The organism is Noviherbaspirillum album (assembly GCF_035916955.1).
Classification (GTDB): domain Bacteria; phylum Pseudomonadota; class Gammaproteobacteria; order Burkholderiales; family Burkholderiaceae_D; genus Noviherbaspirillum; species Noviherbaspirillum album.
The window spans coordinates 18542-35272 of record NZ_JAWIIV010000043.1; the positions used below are offsets into that span (position 1 = coordinate 18542).

Sequence of the window (16731 nt, forward strand, 5' to 3'; positions counted from 1 at the left end):
TTAGTGCGCCGTTTTAACGATGGTGCCCGGGCTGGCTCGCTCAGCCGGCGGCTTTGTTGCTGTAGCCAGCCTGTCGAGCGCTTCCTTTTGACGTTGTGCGGCTTTTGATGTTTCTTCGTTGGCGCGCTGTTCGACTTCCCTCACCATGGCTTCCGCGGTACGCGCCGATTCAGGAACGTGAGATTCCAGGGTCTTGGCCATGCCAGCCTGGGTTTCGGCAAAAATATTCTGCACATGCTGTTGATAGGCACGGATCTTTTCCGCAGCAGGCTGGGACTGGCCCGCTATGATCGAAAGCGCCTCCGTCGGATTTGCAGCACTCATCAGCTGCCGTGTATTGGACAGGGACTCTTCCATGAGCGTCGCGGCGACCTGAACATTGAGCTCGTTTATTTTTTGCATGCTGTCAAAGACGCGCCTGGACAGATCGCTCATGAAGGAAAACTGCGCATCGATTTGCATTCTTGCTGCGGGAGAGGGAGATTTCTGAATCATGCCAAACATAGTAATTCCTTTGCCTTCGTTATTCTGAATCGGGAGATTGCAGAATTGTTATTACCGGGGTAGGAGTCACTGCGGGAGGACTGCGTTCAATCTATTTGTGCATTGCGTCATTGTATAAAGCTATCAATTCCGGCAGTGACGATATGTGGACCCGTTAGTGGCGATTGGTGGATGAATGATGTCAACCAGGAAGTATGGAACGGTGGCGTGAGCGCTTCCGTTGCAGACTCGCGTACGCGCGCGATGACCTCTACTCCTGCTGCGGGAGCCTTGTTCATGGGCCTTTAGGTAGGGAAGAAGGGGTTCCCGTTTTTTCGGCCATTGCTTCCGACCATTGCTTTGGTTGCCGGAGCGACCGAATCAATTCAATTGAATTTTGCTGCGCCCTACAGGATCAGCACCGTCCATGGAAGCCGGTCCACCCGCATTCCGGTTTGCGCCGTGGCATAGATAAGCGCCGCAAATCAGAAACCGGCGCATCTGGTCGTCGGTAAGCCTTTCGGAAGCATCCGAAAGTGTCTCCGCATACATCGCTGCGACCGCCTGGGGATCAGCGTCCCGCGTCTCGATCCGCATCAGTAAAGACATAATCTGGTACTCGTCCATCACACCCTCCTGAAAGAGCAATTCAAGATTAGATGAGTGGGATTCCTATGGATATGTATGGTTCAAGACAAAAAAATCTGCGCCGAGGCGAGCAATGAGCTGCGGCGCGATGCCGGGGCACTATCAGGCTTCCGCAGCAGGTCCGCACCGAGTGGACGTGCATTGACCAATGATGATGCTTGTCCACCGGCCTAATTCCGGTGCTTTCACGGCTTGCCCATAGTCATTTGGTGATGGATGAATTTCGCAATCAGGAGAATTTGCAAGCCGGTGGCAAGACCCGCTTGCAACAGTTACTGAACGTCAATCAGGCACTGATGACGGTGTATGTGATGAAGGCGGCCTTCAAGGACTTGTGGGAACCCGGCGGCGGCAAGTCGTGGCGCCATGCCTGACGCACCTGGCTGGCCCAGGCACGGGAGAGCGGCATCGAGCCGTTACGTTGATTCGCCGATCGCCTGGCGCCTTAGTGACGCGACATCCTGGCTCGCATGCGCTGGCCCATGCATACCGGCCACCTCGAAGGCATCGATAACCGTCTCAAGGTCATGAAACACATGGCTTACGGATACCGCGACAGCAGCGACTTCTTCCTCAAGATCAAGGCCGCCTTCCCCGGAAATCCGTGAAGAACTTGAAAAAAGGCCGGGTCTGGAGACCCGGCCAATAAACCATGAACTAACTACATTTTTACAACGTGGACTTCATTACAGCTGCGACATCAGGTGCCGATGCGACCGCCGTCATTCTTTGTGATCACGATCGTGGCAGAACGCGGACGCTTGCCTGCGCCGTAACCAGCGTTCGAAGGCCACTGGCTGGTGTACTTTGACGGATCGGCGACATTGGCAGCAGCGGTGTTCTCGCCAGGATGCTGAATGTTGACAAACATCGCTTTGCCATCGGGTGTCTCCGCCAGACCAGTGATCTCCGAACCGACAGGCCCAACCAGGAAGCGCTTGAGCGTATCGGGTGTCGCGGCCTTGCCGACATAAGTGTCCACGGTCAGATTGGAGCCGTTCGAGCGCGGGTAGGTGAGAGTGACTTTCTTGCCATCACCGACCTGTCCCGGAATGCCGGCGACCATCATGCAATTGGTCACATCGGTGTACGCGCCGTCGTCGGTCTGGAACCAGCAGATGCCAGTCGCCGCGCTGAATGCGATGCCGTCCGGGCTGGAGAAGTCCTGATCCTCGGTCAGGCCGGACAGATTCACCGTTGCGGCCGCGGCCTTCGCTTCCGCACCGAACAGATAGACGTCCCAGTTGAACGATGTGGCAGTGCTGCCAGCGGCACCTTCACGCACGCGCAGGATATGGCCATTGACGTTGCCGCGCTGCGTCGAACTGCCCTTCATGTCGGTATAGGCGCGCGGATTGGCCGCGTCAGGAGCGGATTGGCTCGATCCAGACGGCTCTGCAACACGGTTGCTGTTGTTGGTCAGCGCGAAATAGATCTCGCCGTTCGCCGGGTTGGTCGAGCACCACTCGGGGCGATCCATCTTGGTTGCGCCGACGGCGTCTGCCGCAAGGCGGGCGTTGACGAAGACGTCGGCCTGATCAGCGAACTTGTAGCTGGCGTAGCCTGCGATGGCGGGGTTCGTGACCGACAGCTCGATCCACTGGCCGGTACCGTCCGCGTTGAACTTGGCGACATACAGCTTGCCGTTGTCAAGGTACTTGTCGCCAACGGCGAGACGATCGGACGCGGTCGCGTCGGCGGCCGACCATACCGCAGTGGATACAAACTTGAAGATGTACTCATTGCGGGAGTCATCGCCCATGTACACGGCGAGCGGCTGACCGGCCACGACCTTGCCGAACGCCGCGCTCTCATGCGCGAAGCGGCCCAGCGCGGTGCGCTTTTTAGCCAAACGCGTCTTGTCGTAGGCGTCCATCTCGACGATGTAGCCCATGCCGTTCATCTCGTTGCGGTAATCATCGCTGCCATCGGCCGAGGCGCCGGTCTTGCTGATGTCCCAACGCGCATACTTGTCGTCGGAGCCGCCGGTTTCCCAGCCGTGGCGAGTCGTGGCGCCCTGGCTGCGGCCGTAGCGCCTGAGCGAGGCGACGCTCTTGTCGTTGCCGCGCGCAGCGTCATCGGCGCTGCCGCGTGAGAAATATCCCGACCAGTTTTCCTCGCCGGACAGGAAGGTGTTCCACGGAGTCTTGCCAGTGCCGCAGTTGTTCAGCGTGCCACGTGTTTTGGTGCCGTTGGGAGAGTACTTGGTAACCATCAGTGCGTTGCCGCGTGCCGGGCCGCTGATGTCCATCTCGGTCAGCGGGGTGACGCGGCGATTGAACGCTGAATCCTTAATGTATTCCCATTTCGCGCCGTTTCTGCGCACTTCGACCACGGCTAGACCGTGGATGGCGACTTCCTTGTCGATCTCGGCTGCCGGACGGGGTAGCGTCATCGTGCCGCCGTTGGGATGCAGGAAGAACGACGAAAGCTTCTCATCGGTGGTCGCCTCGTGGTTGATCGCCAGCAGTCCGCGGTCGTTGCCGGAGAAAGTGGGCTTTCCGTCGGCGGTGAGACCGAAATACTCCATGCCGTCATGATGGTCACCGGCGCGGTTCTCGAAATCGCTGTCAGTACCGTCGTTTTTAAAAGCTGGCGTTGAACCTGTCAGCGGATCGCCCAATGCGTACAGTACGCTAGCGGTGTAGCCTGCTGGTACCACTACGGCGTCAGCGAGGCTCTTGGCTACTGGATTAAAGCCAAGCAGCTTTTCGGTCGGAGCACCCGGCACGGTCGGAGTGGTAGGCGCGGCGACCACGCCGCCGTCACCTGAACCGCCGCACGCGCTCAAGCCAATCGTGCCCAGCAGCGCGCCCGCAGCCGAGGCCACGCCGCCGCGCAGCAGTGAGCGTCGGCTCAGACGGGCGTTGAGGACCGTGCTGAAATGTTCATTGGAGGAATCGTTCGAGCTGATGTCGTCGTGGTCAATCGCAATGCGGGGAAGGTCAGTCGGCTTGTTCATTGGGCTATGTCCTATTGTCAGTTGGAAAAGACCCGCGAATGATAGGGACGCAGAATGACGTAGGTATGACAGAGTTATTTCATGACGATGACATGCTAGGCGCTGGGAGCCCGGCTTTCCCTGAAATCGGGTCAAAACGACCGCGGCGTCAGTGCAGGGATGGACCGTTGTTCATCCGTAAAAAAATGCCGGCTCGCCGTTTCGTACCTCCATCTGCCCGAAAATCCTCAAGATTGGATTTATGAAGTGGTTCTAATAGAGCGCCGTAGTTTTGGTTGTTTAACGTAAGGCTAGCTATGAATGAAAACGACCTTGATGGTAAAGCGTGAATTAAAATACATTCACAGAACGCTTACTTTTCTGAAGCTGGCAGAAAGTCACATTGCTGAAATGATTGCCTCGTAGAGTTTTCCGGGAAGTAAATTCTCAAGGAAAGCTCCCGTGGCCGAAATCGAAACCGAATCCGAAACCGAATCCGAATTCCGACACTTTTTTCCTAACGTGGCCTACTTTAGCAGCTTTGATGAGTTCGAAGCCTGGTTCACTGCTCAAGCTCAGCTTTATTCGTTGAACCACGCGCCTGCTATTTCGGAGCTTAAGAAGATAAAGCCAATTACGACTGAGACTACTGGCTGATCTCCTCCTGTTCCCGAGCCAGATTAGTAAGCAGTAGTGCAGATCTTGACGAATGTGAACAAGCTTTTAGGGAAAATTTTGTCATGCGAGGCGACGAATGTTTGCAGAAACTTTGCCGAGCTAGAATTTCTCCTTAATTATTAATTTCTCTTAAGGTCTGGTAACTCTCGTTAGTTACGGGAACAAACCGTGTCGCGTCGAGGTTGGAAAGCAATCTGGCTTTCCGCACACTTTCATGACCCAAAAATACATTCGTGATTTTCTGCTTATATAAGTCACAGAGCTGACCACGATATACGAACGGGTCGCGTGGAATAGGATCCGAGCGCCAGATCACCCGTACTTCCCGACTTCTCCCTGAATCCTCAACAGCAGCCGCCAGATTGGTGCTGCCAACGAACGCTGCATCCGCCTGCCCCTCAAGGACTCTGTTAACGGATTGGTCATGGCTTCCCGTGTACCCAATTTGGCTAAAGTGCGTCTCCAATCGCACGCCGAATGTCTTTGCAAATACGTGCTTCGGGATCAAGGCGCCGGATGTGCTTTCGGGATCAACCAACACGAGCCGCTTTCCGCGCAAAGAAGCGATATCGCGTATCTCGCTGTGCGCACGAACAACTAACAACGAAAAATAGAACGCGCCGGCCGGAGTGAATGCATTGGCCTTATGTGCATATGAGGCAAAGGCAGTCACCTGAGGATCGATACGATTTGCCTCCACATACGATGCGGGGCCGAGCCGAGCAATGTGAATTGCACCAGATACCAGCCCTTCAATTACGGCACCATACGAGTGAGGTGTATAGACTTCGACTGGGATACGGAGTGCGGCTCGCAGTTCTTCAAGAAGTGGCTGCAATTCAGCGACATCCCGCTGCACATTTCCCTGCGGGATCAGGGAAAAACGCAATTTTGTCGGTTTCTCGCAGTTGGTCGCATGACCATTCATACATGAGAACGCCAAAACGATGGGGGTCAAGCAGAGGAGGAGTCTTTGAGGCGATAAAATCATGAGGAGCGTTAGACGGTGAGGACCTGCTGTTGAAGCAGTGATTCAATATTTTCGGGCGCGGCCGGTCGATGCAAGTAGAATCCTTGTGCGTGGTTACAGCCAACTGCCTTCAGATGGACTAGCTGGTCCTTGCTCTCCACACCTTCCGCGACGACGATCAACCCCAGGTTATGGGCAAGCGTAATCATGGAGGCCACAATAATGGCGTCATTGGTGTCGTTGCGAAGATCGCGGACGAAAGAACGGTCAATCTTGATCGCACTGATTGGCAGCTGTTTTAGCCAGCTCAGATTGGAGAATCCCGTACCAAAATCGTCAAGGAACACGCGTATGCCAGCATTGGTCAACTGCCGCAGGTTGGCTTGCGCCGCTTCCGTGTCGTCGATGAGGCTACTCTCCGTAACCTCAACTTCAATCATGCATGGAGCGAGGCCATGATTCTCGATCGCGTGGATTAGGTGACGCGGGAGCTGGCTATCGCGCAGATGCTGCGCTGATATGTTGATCGCAACAGGCACTGTAGGGACTCCGTTTGCCCTCCACTTCGCGATCTGAGCACAGACCGCATTAATAACCCAATAGCCAATCGGGATGATGTAGTCATTTTGCTCGGCAAGCGGAATGAAATCGTTAGGGAAAATCAGGCCATGGACGGGATGCTCCCATCGAATCAAAGCTTCAAGACCGCCCAGGCGAAGGCCATCCAGTTCATACTTGGCCTGATAATGCAGACAGAATTCGTTGTCCTGTATTGCGCTCTTGAAGCGGCTCGTCAATTCGGATTCACGCACCGCCAAGGCGTTCAGGGAAGCATCATAAAAATGGAATCGGCCCTGCCCCTTCTTCTTGGCGATGTACATTGCCTGGTCGGCATGAGTAATCAGTTCCTGATAATTTTGACCGTCACGCGGGTAGAGCGCGATACCGATGCTGGGACTCGTCTCGACAAGCTTGCCATCCAAGGTGTACGGCTGCGACAGATCGTTGGCGAGCTTTGCAGCAACCTGATTTACATGTTCTTCGGAGCGCATCTCCGACAGCAGTACTGAGAATTCATCGCCGCCCAGGCGCGCGACCAGGTCGTAATCGCGCAATGAGTCGCGCAATCGTGCCGCGACCGCCTTAAGCAGAAGGTCGCCTACGGCGTGGCCAAGCTCATCGTTGATGCTTTTGAAGCGATCGAGATCAAGGAAAAGAAGCGCATATAGATTTCTGCTGCGCCTTGCACGTTTCAATTCATTGGTAGCAAGTTCGGTAAAGAATCGCCGGTTAGGTATGCCGGTGAGATAGTCATGCGACGCAAGTTCCATAGCGCGCAGCTTCTCTTTTTCCAGCAGGCCTATCAGTTTGACATTTTCCTGCTGGGAGACTGTCATCGCCTCATACAGCCGTTGCTGTCGCTTTAACCCGAATACCGCCCCTGTTGTAATAAGAAATACCAGGAAGGAAACAGCACTGGATGTTGCAACGTAGGTTTTGTGCTGTTCTTCGAGCTTTTTCAGAACGATCTCGGGATCGTAAGACACGGCGACAAGAACTGGATGTCTGTCTAATGTGCGAACCGACGTGAGCGAAAGGTCTGTCACGCCAGCGGAGGGCGCAACCCTCTGGAGAAGCGTTGATCCGGATAAACGCAGGGCAGATAGGGAGGATAGGCTACCGTCCCTTAGCACTGCCAGGACTCGGCCATCCTGGTGCATAATCTCAACACTGCCGCCTGCTCCCAGTTCTACGTCGCGATATTGCGTCAGAAAATAGCCAAGATCGATGATCGCTCCATAGTACCCGGCTGGCGTCTTGCCACTATCGAGCGGCACAAGAATTGGCAAGCGCCATGCATACCGTGCCGATACAGGCGGTTGGCCCACCAACATCCCATGCTTGTCTATGTTTGGTATCTTCATCGCATGCAACACCAAAGATTCGAGCTCGGGTTCCGAAACCTGTTTCGCCGACGAATACGCCAGAGAGCCGTCTGCCCTGAACAGGGCGGCCCGCACATAAGCGCCATCCTCTACAAGCTGCGGATTAAGGTATGGCCGGATTTGTCGATCACCGTCCAGAAGAAAATCAAGCCCGATGGTGGCGTACAAGGATGAGCGGTTAAGCAGTGCAGAGAAATTTGTAGCGATGATATTAACGATATTGTCCGCGCTGCTTTTTGCTGCCTGCAGAGCCACCTTCCTCTCATTCTCAACGCGGGTGGCGTGCATCGCCCACACCGAGAAGAACGCCGCTGCACCAATTATGAGCGCAACATGAACGAAGTGGTCTCGCTTCGATAAAAATTTACACCAGCGTGACGATAAGGAGGACAGGAGTTCGGACGCGAACATAAAGAACGTGGTGAGGCATCACGTGGAAAGTATTTTATTGCGCGATAGTATCAGCTTGAATTGACATTGTTGTGACATGTAGTACAGATAGCACAAACCGGTTTCATCCTCGTACATCCTCGGCGGCACCAGGCGGCCATTAGAGCGTTTTCGGCTTGACTGTACTGACGATGCCGGAACATTTGCCCGCAGTACTGCGTTGTGTCTACTTGCCATGGCCCCGCCATGTCGCGTCACCACGCCTTGTCCTACGGTCAAATCTTCTCGGCCTCGCCTAGTCCGGTCAAGCCGAAAACGCTCTAGTAACGCATGGAGCGCCAGTTCCTTATTCATTCGCGACTGCAGCGGCGAACGGAGAGATGCGTGTACTGGCACGATGCTTTTTGTCTAACCATCCAACGACACGTGTAGCCATTCATACTAGCTGCTGCGGAGACTTCCTGGAGCGCTACGTGGGTAATGAGATGGGCTCTTCGCTGGTCACAAGTCTTGGCCACATGCACCTTGTCGCTTGACCAACTTGCGGGCGTCATCGCCGACACAAGCTGTCCGTGACCGGAAGATCATGCTGGATTAAGCACGCCGCGGAGTTCGCAGCAAAGGAGTGCGTGATGCGCCCGGTGGTAGGAGACGTCACCAGCTTGTGTCAGGCGCCCTTCGGCCCCGGAGGGAAAAATGCGCGGATATCCCCTATTCGGTCCTGTCCCGCCACTTTCTGGTAGGCGGTCAGCAAGGGCCCAGGGTCGAGGTGCGGCACCGGCGTGAAGCGCTTGTCCCCAGCCTTGTTCAGATCCCAGTTCTCGAAGCCGCATAGCAGCGGGTCGACATCCAGGCTGATATAGTTGCGGCACACGAAAGGCCGGTGTTCATAGATCGAACAGGCGTCATCCACTAGGAAGGTACACGGCGTGTCGCGGCCAAAGTCGTGTATGCGCGGCGGCACGTAGTCAGGTCGCAGCTGCACCGCGGGACGGCCGATCGCGTGCCCTATCGCATCCGCCTCTGTCTGCGACATCATTACCCGCTGCTTGCAGCACGCGGAGCATCCCTGCTTGCACGCGGCATGTTCACCGGCGTACGAGCGCACCTCGGACACCAGTGCCTGGATGCGGATGATCTTGTTCCTGCGCGAACCGCTTTCCGCGAGCACGCGCTGCAGCTTTGCCATCAGTGCCGGCTCGGACGGCGCGAAGGCCTGATCTATCTGGCGCGTGACCGCCGGGACGCGCTCTTCCAGCGCAGCCTTGCGCGCATCGATCCGCGCGAATATGTCTTCCATGATTGCCTTCCCGTTTTTCCGGATCATGCCACGAACGCAGCCGCCGGACAATGCGCCGCAAGCGCGCTTGGCGTGTGGTCGTTATCCGAGGCGCCGAGCGGGTCTTCGATTTCATTCCCGCAGCGCGTCCGGCAACGCGTGCTTCGCAAACGAGGTCGGAAACGATCAGCCACGTACGCGGTCGATTTCCAGGTGGGTACCGAGCGTGCTAACTGCCTGTCAAGTGCTGGCGACTTCGATGGACGATTTGGACGTTGGCGAAGTCGGCATGCTGCGGCGCGGCGGCTTCCGGTTCATGCGCCTGAACGGATGGCGTGGGAAAATGGCATGAAGCCTAGGCTGATTGCGGAAAGACTAGATTACGCTATGGTGGCAAACGTTTTCGCAATGAAATTGCACCTTTCGGACCTGGTAGTCCGTGCCTGACCTGAGATTCGGGTCCGATCCCGCAGTGGCTGTTTGGAACACATCTCCGGCCTGAACGAAACAAAGAATAGGATCAGTAATGACGGTGCTCGTATCGGTAAAAATCAATGACGGCGTGGTGATGGCCACGGACAGCGCAAGTTCGTTTGCCAGCGGCATGATCTATAACAGTTCCCGCAAGATCGTGCATCTGCGGCAGGACATTCCGGTTGCCGCCATGGTGACGGGAGCCGGCGGCATTGGCAATGAATCCCTTGCCACCCTGCTCAAGGACCTGGGGCAGCGCTTCACCGGATCGGTGCCAGGATACTCCGATTGGATGATCGATCCCGCCGACTACGATATCGAACGCATTGCCGTGCGGCTCAGGCAATTCCTGTTCGAGGAGAAAGCCGTTCCGCACGGCGCCACTACGTGGACCAAGGTGCGGGTATGCGGTTACTCCTCGGGTCGTCCGCTGGCGGAGATCTGGGAGGTCAACATGATGGGTGAGCACTGTCCGCCCCCGTCGCGCATCCAAAGCGAGGAGGAATTCGGGCTGCGCTGGGACGGCGAATATGAAGCGCTCGACCGGCTGGTTTTCGGGCTGGGCACCAGGTTCAATGAATTTGCCGTCAAGCATGGCATGAATAGCGAAGACGCCGCCAGCCTTAGGGAGAAGGTCGTTCCGGAGCTGTACGAACTGCTGTTCATCGAGGCGATGCCGATGCAGGATGCCATCGAGCTCGCCCGTTACCTGGTCGAGACAACGATAGGCTTCGTCAAATTTTCGGTGTCGCGTCCCAAGGTGGTTGGCGGCCCGATCGAGATTGCCACGATCAGCAAGCACGAAGGATTTCAGTGGATACAGCGCAGGGAGCATTGACCGGCCGCTCAAGCGCAGGCAAGTGCATGGGCAAGTGCGCGGGCAGCATCGGCCCGCCCGGCAAACTCAATAGTCCGTCGTGATTGTCAAATGATGCGGTATCGCTCCGCAGGCGTCGCGATTCTGCCACAGCACGTTGACCATGGCCGGTTCGGATACGCCCAGATGCCGCGCCATCATCTGCATGCCAAGCACCGTCGCCGCGCGTACCGCGCGCTCCTCGGCGCTGCCGCGCAGCAGGAGCACATGGCCATCGATCTTCGCCGCCAGTTCCGCCGAATACCGCAAGACCCTGATCGAGCGCATGACACGCGGCATCTGGTAATTGGCTGCGACGCAGACATCGCATTCGACAGCCCGGCCCTGCTCGCCAAGATAGCTTGCAAGCCACATGACCGCCAGCTGCGCCCGCAGCAAGTAATTATCCTGGCCGAAGGAGACCGGAAACAGGTGGGCAAGCCGCTGCGCCTGGCCGGCACCCAGCGAGCCGCCGGCGGCGGCGTCCAGCAGTTCCGCGGCCGCCTGCTCCAGGCGGTCTTCCGCCAGCACTTCGCGCAGGAAATGGGCCCTGCGCTTGGGCAGTGAAATATCGCCGAAGAGTTCCACGACCGCATCGGGGTCTCCTGCGCCAAGCCGCCTGCGCAAACCCGAGGCGGTCGCTTCCTCGCCCCAGGCGTGATCAAACGCCGCCATCAGGCCGTTTGTGCCGCCTTCGCCGCGCCATTGATAGCGTGCCATGCCTTGCGGCGTCGGCGTCCAGAACATGAAGTTCAGGCTGTTGAACGCGATGCTGTAGGCCGCCGCCCCGGCAGCGGTCTTGCCGGCGGGGCGTTGGGGCAGTCCAATGCTCGTTCGGCCGAAGCGGTCGGCGCGCACCGGCAGGCGCTCGATCGCTTCTGCATCGATGGCGACGAGTTCGGGCTGGTAGTCGAGCCGGGCCTGGGCAATGAGGCATTCTTTCGCGCTGTGGTGGTTTGTCATCCTGGTCCGTAAACGTCAATGAAAAATCAATGAAACATTAACGGGCGGATTGCCCGGCACTACGCGACGCCATTCCTACAGCTTCGCTTCAGCCTTCAATTTCCTCACCTCGCCGACCAGAGCAACGAACGCTTTGGTGCATGGGGTGCCATTGGCCAGCATAGCCTGCGCCTGTTCATACTCGCCGAGATTGATTTGCCGCACCACCTTTTCCAGTTCCGCGTGAAAGGCGGCGTGGGCATCAACGCAGGGTCGGTAATGCTTGAGGAACTGGAAGCGGCGCTCTGCTTCGCCATGCAGCCAATTGCCGAGCAGGCAGGCATCGAGCTTGGCAACACCTTTCACATCCAGTTCATACTTGCCGTTGATGGCGGCCAGAAGCTTGGGCTTCATCTCCGCATCTTTTGCCAAGGCTTCTTCCAGATTCACATCATCCTCCGATGACTATTGGCCGCGATGCGCATTCCGCGTTCCGGCGCTTGTGCCGGACGGCGATGTCATGCATGCAAACCGTGCCGGCGGGTCTTACCGCGCCAGGGCGATTTCAAACAGCGCATCCTGTGCAGCCACGCCGCGGGCGAACGCCGGCGTGCGGACTACGCCGTCCTTTTCGTCGTCGCCTATTTCGAACCATTTGCCGCCGCTTGCTTTCCATTCGTCGTGTTCGTAAGTAGGCTGCACATCGAATGCATACCAGCAGCCGCTGGCGTCCATCGCCATGAAGCGTGCGACAAAATCGCTGGGGAAGTCTATCCCGGTCAGGCCGAGTTCGGCCGCGGTCTTAACGGGGATGGTGAGTGCCTGAGTATCTGCGGATGCCATAAAACTGTCTTTCATTGCTGATCAAATCATTGTGTTTCGCCCGTGCGAAGCCGGCACGACGCGAGCATCGCGGAGGTTATTTCTAACGGGCAATTCGATAATGGCAGATTTGGCGCGCGGATTCAATCCGCGAATGATTATCGCGGCAGGATTATTGCAGGCGGCGCGACACTGCCTGTGGCCTATTGCACGACCGGCAATAGGCAGCGCGGAGGAGGACGGGCGTTACTTGCCCTTTTCGCTTGGCGTCCTGACATGATCGCCGAGTACATCCTGCACATACAGCATGGTGATCAATACCGCGGCAACCGCCGCGAGCGGGGTAGCCAGCGCAACGCCCGCCATGCCGAGCAAGGCTCCCAGCAGTACCTGCGTGGCAATCGTCAATGCCGGCGGCAGCGACACGGTTCTCTTTTCGATCAGCGGCATCAGCAGATAGCCTTCCGCCAGCTGGATCGCCAGGAAGAGCAGCGCGACATAGCCGGCTTGCAGCGGGTCCTGCGTCAATGCAATCAGCACCGCCGGCACGCCGGCCATGATGGGGCCGACATAGGGAATGAAATCGAGCAGCCCGGCGATGATGCCAAGTACCAGCGCGAGCGGGATATCGAGCATCACCAGTCCTGCGGTCGTAACGACGCCGACGACCAGCATGGAGATAGCCTTGCCGGCCAGCCACTGGCCGAGAGTGCGGCCGAGTTCGTCGAATACCTGTCGGACGCGGGCACGCTTGCGCTGCGGCACCAGGGTGACGATTCCGTTGATGTACACGCCCGGCTGATAGGCGAGATAAATACCGACAAAGACAATGATGGCGATGTTGCCGACCACGCCGAGCAGGCCCGAGAAGAATAGGCCGGCACGCGGCAGCAGCGATGCCAGCTTCTCGGCCATCTGATCCGGCGGCGGCAGGCCGTCCATCAGCTGCGCCATCAGCGGTGCCTGCGACATCCGTTCCTGCAGGTTCTTGAGCGCCTGCGGGACCGTATTTGCCAGTTCGCCGGCCTGCTGCGATACCTGCGGCGCCATCAGCCAGCCCGCGCCGGCGAATACCAGCAGCAGCAGCGTCACGACCAGGCTAAGCGCCATCCAGTGCGGAAGATGCAGCCACTGCCGGACGCGGCGGCTTATGTCGAACAGCAGGATGGCAAAGAGAATGCAGGCAAACACCAGCATCAGGACGTCGGCGGCATACCAGACGATGCCGGCGACGGCTACGAACAGCAGGCTGACGGTATCGAACAGCACGGTGCGGTGCATGAAATGCCGGTCTTCGCGGCTGCTGTGGCCCCGCGGTTCTGCCTGCTGATCCGGCTGCGGCTGCGCCAGCTCCGCTGTCGGCGCAGATGACCGGAGTTCGTCGGTGGGTTTTGCGATGATCGCCTCCTTGCTTGGCACGGCTCATGCTGCTGCAGCCCTGCTTCCGCAAGTTTGGACATTGCGCCTCGCAATTGTTTCTCGCTGCAAAGTCAAGCTTTGCATTAGCTCAATTCCCGCACCGGAGCGGTAGAGCGTGAGCCGTTCAGTGGCAGTCCGGCACGTCCTGATCGAGGTACACCTCGAATGCGATGTGCCTGACCGCCTTGGCGACCAGATGATCCGGAAAGCGGCTGGTCGACCAATCCTTGGCGACGCGGGTGAGCGCCGCCGCCGTTTTGGTATCGCTCTTCGGCAAGATAAAGGCCAGCCGTGCGCGGGGTGCCGTGACTGGAAGGCGAGCCGAGAACTTCTTCCATTCCGGCAGCTTGATCAATTCTTCCAGCATGGTGTGATCATGCACGGCGGCATCGCAATCACCGGTGCGCACGGCCAGCAGCGAATCCGCCGGCGCTCGCTTGACGATCTCGACGGCGCCGTACTGCGCGGCCAGCGTACCCACATACAGACCGCCTTCCGACAGGCAGACCTTGCGGCCCTTGAGCTGCGCCCAGTTCTTGATATCGGTATCGGTGCGCATGATGGCCATCGGCGCGACGGCATAATCGAGCGGGATGACGTTCGCCGACCTGTGGACCGGGGCATCGTCGCGCACGGCAGCAAGCACGACATGCGCCTTGCCGGCATCGATCGCGGCCACGGCATTGTCCGGCGCGACGCGTACCGTCGACACCGGCAGGCGCAGGCGCTTGCCCAGCTCCTGCACCAGTGCGCCGTCGATGGCATCGGGCGTGCGGAACTTCATTCCGCCCTTGTATTCCGGCTCCACGTAGCCGATGCCCGCAATGAGCTGCTTGCGCTGCGCTGCCTCATCCATTCCGCTTCCCGCATGCGCCGCATGCATGCAGGCGCCTGCCGCCGCAAGCATGAACAGCTTGCTAAAAAGCTGGCGTGAGTCGTTCATGAAGAGGCGGCGGATTGCGGACATGGCATACCTTCGGAGTGTCGATGCATCAGACGTACTGGTAACGCAGGACGCGATGCTTCAGGTTCTCGAGCAGCAGCTGGTCGATCAGCGGCGCAAGGATGGCAATGGCCAGGATATTGGTCATTACGCCGACCATGTCGGCGGTCTCGCCCGCATACGACAGCGAGCGGCCGAGGCCCTTGCCGAAGCCAACAAGCATTTCCGCCGAGATCAGCGCGCGCCATGCATTGCCGAACGCCAGCTGCGCGCCGGTGATCAGTTCCGGCATCACTGCGGGCAGGTACACCCGCTTGAGCAGGTCCCAGCGCGATGCACCCATCACGCGCGCGGCCGACACATGCACATGCTGCACGCTCTCGGTTGCATTCATCACCGACAGCGCGGCCGGGAAAAAGGCGGCAATGGCCACGACCACGATGATGGGCAGGCTGCCGAAGCCCATCACGATGAGTAGCAGCGGAACCCAGGCAATCGAGGGAATCGACTGCAGGATGATGATGGCCGACTTCAGCACCTCGCGGAAAAAGAACAGTACCGCGCCCACTAGTCCGAAACCGATGCCAAGAAGCAGCGCCGAACCGTAACCGACGCCGAGGCGGCCGAGGCTGCCCCAGAGCGCCGCGCGGAAACTCTCCTGCTGGATGTCCTGCCACAGGCGCACGATGACGGTGTGCACGTCAGGCATCAAGAAGTCGGGCAGGAACCATGCGGCGACCTGCCATCCGAACAGGATGAAAACGACGGCAAGTACGAAAGCGACTTTTTTGCGGGTACCGGAGAGGCGAGTTCTATTGCTCATTATTGCTTTGAATGAAGATGGCCGGGAGATCCGGCCATCGTTAGGAGTACGTATGCTTGCTTGTTGCGGAAGCCTTGCTGCGTTACTGCCTCAGTGCTTCACCGCTTCAGCGCTTGACTATCAGAGCTTGCGATCCTTCTGCCAGCTCAGGTCGAGCACGCTGTTGACATCGAAGGGCTTGCCGTCGCGCGTCTTCAGCGAACCCTGCGCCTGCAGGATGTCGGCGATTTCCTGCATGCGCGCCTGTTCCTTCGCCGTCAGCACCGGACTGAAGGTCTGGCTCTTGATTGCATCGGTAATCACCGTTTCGCGCGGGATCTCGCCCTTCTTCAGGGTCTTGAGCGTCGGTTCGGAGATGAAGTAGCCGGCGATCAGCTTGGCGGCATCATTGGGCTTCTTCTGCAGCAGGTCGATGGCTTCACGCTGCGCATCAAGCGATTTCCAGACCGCATCCTTACGCTTCTTCAGCGTGTCGCCGGAGGTGATCACCACCATGCAGGGGAAAGGCCAGACTTCGCCGATCTCGTAGATCTGCTTGACCGGCGCGATCAGCTGCGCAATGCTGGCCTGCGGCTCGAACAGGAAGGCGGCATCGACGCGCTTGCCGACCAGGGACTGCACCGCCACCTGCGGGCTCACACCCATCACGTTGACATCATCGGTCTTGAGGCCGGCATCTCTCAGCACCACGCCCTTGAGCACCGTGTCGGCGGTGCTGCCCTCGGCCTGCGAAGCCAGCGTCTTGCCCTTGAGGTCGGAGACCTTGGCAATGCCGGCGTCCTCGCGCGCCAGGATCGCATGGTAGCCGTGCTGCGCGCCGCCGACCACTTTCAGATCCGCGCCCTTGGAAGCCCAGGCGACGGCATTGGTGAAGCCGAGCACGCCCGAATCGAGCTGACCGCCGACGATGGCCTTGATCAGATCGGTGCCGGACTTGAACTCGACCAGTTCCACGTCCAGGCCCTGCTTCTTGTAATAGCCCGCCTCCTGCGCAACGATGGCCTGCGCGTCGTCCATCACGCGCAGATATCCGACCTTGAATTTCTCCGCGGCCTGCGCCTGGCTTGCCAGCGCAAAGGCGACCAGCGTTGCACCGATCATTTTTGTCATTTTCATA

At 58.3% G+C, this 16731-nt stretch carries 17 protein-coding genes; 4 read left to right on the plus strand and 13 right to left on the minus strand.

Going from position 1 to position 16731, the window contains the following annotated elements:
* Complete coding sequence (locus tag RY831_RS28435) at nucleotides 1-504, minus strand: phasin family protein (RefSeq protein ID WP_326509710.1); 504 nt, start codon at nucleotides 502-504, stop codon at nucleotides 1-3.
* 360 nt (nucleotides 505-864) lie between these two features.
* Complete coding sequence (locus RY831_RS28440; protein WP_326509711.1) at nucleotides 865-1110, minus strand: hypothetical protein; 246 nt, start codon at nucleotides 1108-1110, stop codon at nucleotides 865-867.
* Between the two features lie 233 nt (nucleotides 1111-1343).
* Between RY831_RS28440 and RY831_RS28445 the strand changes: the two genes are divergently transcribed.
* On the plus strand, nucleotides 1344-1505 hold the full coding sequence (locus RY831_RS28445; protein WP_326509712.1) for a DesA/ISL3 alpha bundle tail domain-containing protein: 162 nt from the start codon (nucleotides 1344-1346) through the stop codon (nucleotides 1503-1505).
* 87 nt (nucleotides 1506-1592) lie between these two features.
* Nucleotides 1593-1739 carry a transposase gene (locus RY831_RS28450; protein WP_326509736.1) on the plus strand — a complete coding sequence of 49 codons (147 nt, stop codon included), beginning with the start codon at nucleotides 1593-1595 and terminating at the stop codon, nucleotides 1737-1739.
* Between the two features lie 92 nt (nucleotides 1740-1831).
* Here RY831_RS28450 and RY831_RS28455 read toward each other — a convergent pair whose 3' ends face one another.
* Entirely contained in the window at nucleotides 1832-4093 is a 2262-nt protein-coding gene (locus RY831_RS28455) for a PhoX family protein (RefSeq protein ID WP_326509713.1), read from the minus strand.
* A gap of 441 nt (nucleotides 4094-4534) precedes the next feature.
* On the opposite strand from RY831_RS28455, the gene RY831_RS28460 reads away from it, so the two are divergent.
* Nucleotides 4535-4729, plus strand: a complete 195-nt coding sequence (locus tag RY831_RS28460; protein ID WP_326509714.1) for a hypothetical protein — start codon at nucleotides 4535-4537, stop codon at nucleotides 4727-4729.
* 133 nt (nucleotides 4730-4862) lie between these two features.
* On the opposite strand, the gene RY831_RS28465 is transcribed toward RY831_RS28460, so the two are convergent.
* The 3 genes from RY831_RS28465 to RY831_RS28475 all read right to left on the minus strand — a co-directional run bounded on the left by RY831_RS28465 (nucleotide 4863) and on the right by RY831_RS28475 (nucleotide 9356).
* Entirely contained in the window at nucleotides 4863-5741 is an 879-nt protein-coding gene (locus RY831_RS28465) for a phosphate/phosphite/phosphonate ABC transporter substrate-binding protein (protein ID WP_326509715.1), read from the minus strand.
* Nucleotides 5742-5749: 8 nt separating this feature from the next.
* The gene (locus RY831_RS28470) at nucleotides 5750-8077 is read right to left on the minus strand and encodes a bifunctional diguanylate cyclase/phosphodiesterase (protein WP_326509716.1); all 2328 of its coding nucleotides are present in this window, start codon (nucleotides 8075-8077) and stop codon (nucleotides 5750-5752) included.
* A 646-nt stretch (nucleotides 8078-8723) separates the two neighbouring features.
* Entirely contained in the window at nucleotides 8724-9356 is a 633-nt protein-coding gene (locus RY831_RS28475) for a YkgJ family cysteine cluster protein (protein WP_326509717.1), read from the minus strand.
* 505 nt (nucleotides 9357-9861) lie between these two features.
* Between RY831_RS28475 and RY831_RS28480 the strand changes: the two genes are divergently transcribed.
* Nucleotides 9862-10647, plus strand: a complete 786-nt coding sequence (locus tag RY831_RS28480) for a hypothetical protein (protein ID WP_326509718.1) — start codon at nucleotides 9862-9864, stop codon at nucleotides 10645-10647.
* A 66-nt stretch (nucleotides 10648-10713) separates the two neighbouring features.
* Here the strand turns inward: RY831_RS28480 and RY831_RS28485 are convergent, their stop codons facing one another.
* The 7 genes from RY831_RS28485 to RY831_RS28515 form a co-directional block, all read right to left on the minus strand.
* On the minus strand, nucleotides 10714-11628 hold the full coding sequence (locus RY831_RS28485; RefSeq protein WP_326509719.1) for a queuosine salvage family protein: 915 nt from the start codon (nucleotides 11626-11628) through the stop codon (nucleotides 10714-10716).
* 75 nt (nucleotides 11629-11703) lie between these two features.
* Nucleotides 11704-12021, minus strand: coding sequence for a chemotaxis protein (locus RY831_RS28490; RefSeq protein ID WP_326509720.1), 318 nt, complete (start codon nucleotides 12019-12021; stop codon nucleotides 11704-11706).
* 132 nt (nucleotides 12022-12153) lie between these two features.
* Entirely contained in the window at nucleotides 12154-12450 is a 297-nt protein-coding gene (locus tag RY831_RS28495; protein ID WP_326509721.1) for a hypothetical protein, read from the minus strand.
* Nucleotides 12451-12675: 225 nt separating this feature from the next.
* Nucleotides 12676-13848 (minus strand): AI-2E family transporter, encoded by a 1173-nt coding sequence (locus tag RY831_RS28500; RefSeq protein ID WP_326509722.1) that lies wholly within the window; start codon nucleotides 13846-13848, stop codon nucleotides 12676-12678.
* 124 nt (nucleotides 13849-13972) lie between these two features.
* Nucleotides 13973-14815, minus strand: coding sequence for a type 2 periplasmic-binding domain-containing protein (locus RY831_RS28505; protein ID WP_326509723.1), 843 nt, complete (start codon nucleotides 14813-14815; stop codon nucleotides 13973-13975).
* Nucleotides 14816-14840: 25 nt separating this feature from the next.
* Nucleotides 14841-15614 carry an ABC transporter permease gene (locus tag RY831_RS28510; protein WP_326509724.1) on the minus strand — a complete coding sequence of 258 codons (774 nt, stop codon included), beginning with the start codon at nucleotides 15612-15614 and terminating at the stop codon, nucleotides 14841-14843.
* 120 nt (nucleotides 15615-15734) lie between these two features.
* A complete protein-coding gene (locus RY831_RS28515; protein ID WP_326509737.1) occupies nucleotides 15735-16730 on the minus strand; it encodes an ABC transporter substrate-binding protein in 996 nt (331 codons plus the stop codon).
* Nucleotide 16731: the final 1 nt, after the last annotated feature.

Coding starts and splice junctions, on each gene's coding strand:
- RY831_RS28465 (WP_326509715.1), bottom strand. CDS start 5,741: ATGATTTTATCGCCTCAAAGACTCCTCCTCTGCTTGACCCCCATCGTT.
- RY831_RS28485 (WP_326509719.1), bottom strand. CDS start 11,628: ATGACAAACCACCACAGCGCGAAAGAATGCCTCATTGCCCAGGCCCGG.
- RY831_RS28480 (WP_326509718.1), top strand. CDS start 9,862: ATGACGGTGCTCGTATCGGTAAAAATCAATGACGGCGTGGTGATGGCC.
- RY831_RS28515 (WP_326509737.1), bottom strand. CDS start 16,730: ATGAAAATGACAAAAATGATCGGTGCAACGCTGGTCGCCTTTGCGCTG.
- RY831_RS28475 (WP_326509717.1), bottom strand. CDS start 9,356: ATGGAAGACATATTCGCGCGGATCGATGCGCGCAAGGCTGCGCTGGAA.
- RY831_RS28435 (WP_326509710.1), bottom strand. CDS start 504: ATGTTTGGCATGATTCAGAAATCTCCCTCTCCCGCAGCAAGAATGCAA.
- RY831_RS28445 (WP_326509712.1), top strand. CDS start 1,344: ATGGATGAATTTCGCAATCAGGAGAATTTGCAAGCCGGTGGCAAGACC.
- RY831_RS28490 (WP_326509720.1), bottom strand. CDS start 12,021: ATGAAGCCCAAGCTTCTGGCCGCCATCAACGGCAAGTATGAACTGGAT.
- RY831_RS28470 (WP_326509716.1), bottom strand. CDS start 8,077: ATGTTCGCGTCCGAACTCCTGTCCTCCTTATCGTCACGCTGGTGTAAA.
- RY831_RS28455 (WP_326509713.1), bottom strand. CDS start 4,093: ATGAACAAGCCGACTGACCTTCCCCGCATTGCGATTGACCACGACGAC.
- RY831_RS28505 (WP_326509723.1), bottom strand. CDS start 14,815: ATGTCCGCAATCCGCCGCCTCTTCATGAACGACTCACGCCAGCTTTTT.
- RY831_RS28510 (WP_326509724.1), bottom strand. CDS start 15,614: ATGAGCAATAGAACTCGCCTCTCCGGTACCCGCAAAAAAGTCGCTTTC.
- RY831_RS28495 (WP_326509721.1), bottom strand. CDS start 12,450: ATGGCATCCGCAGATACTCAGGCACTCACCATCCCCGTTAAGACCGCG.
- RY831_RS28440 (WP_326509711.1), bottom strand. CDS start 1,110: ATGGACGAGTACCAGATTATGTCTTTACTGATGCGGATCGAGACGCGG.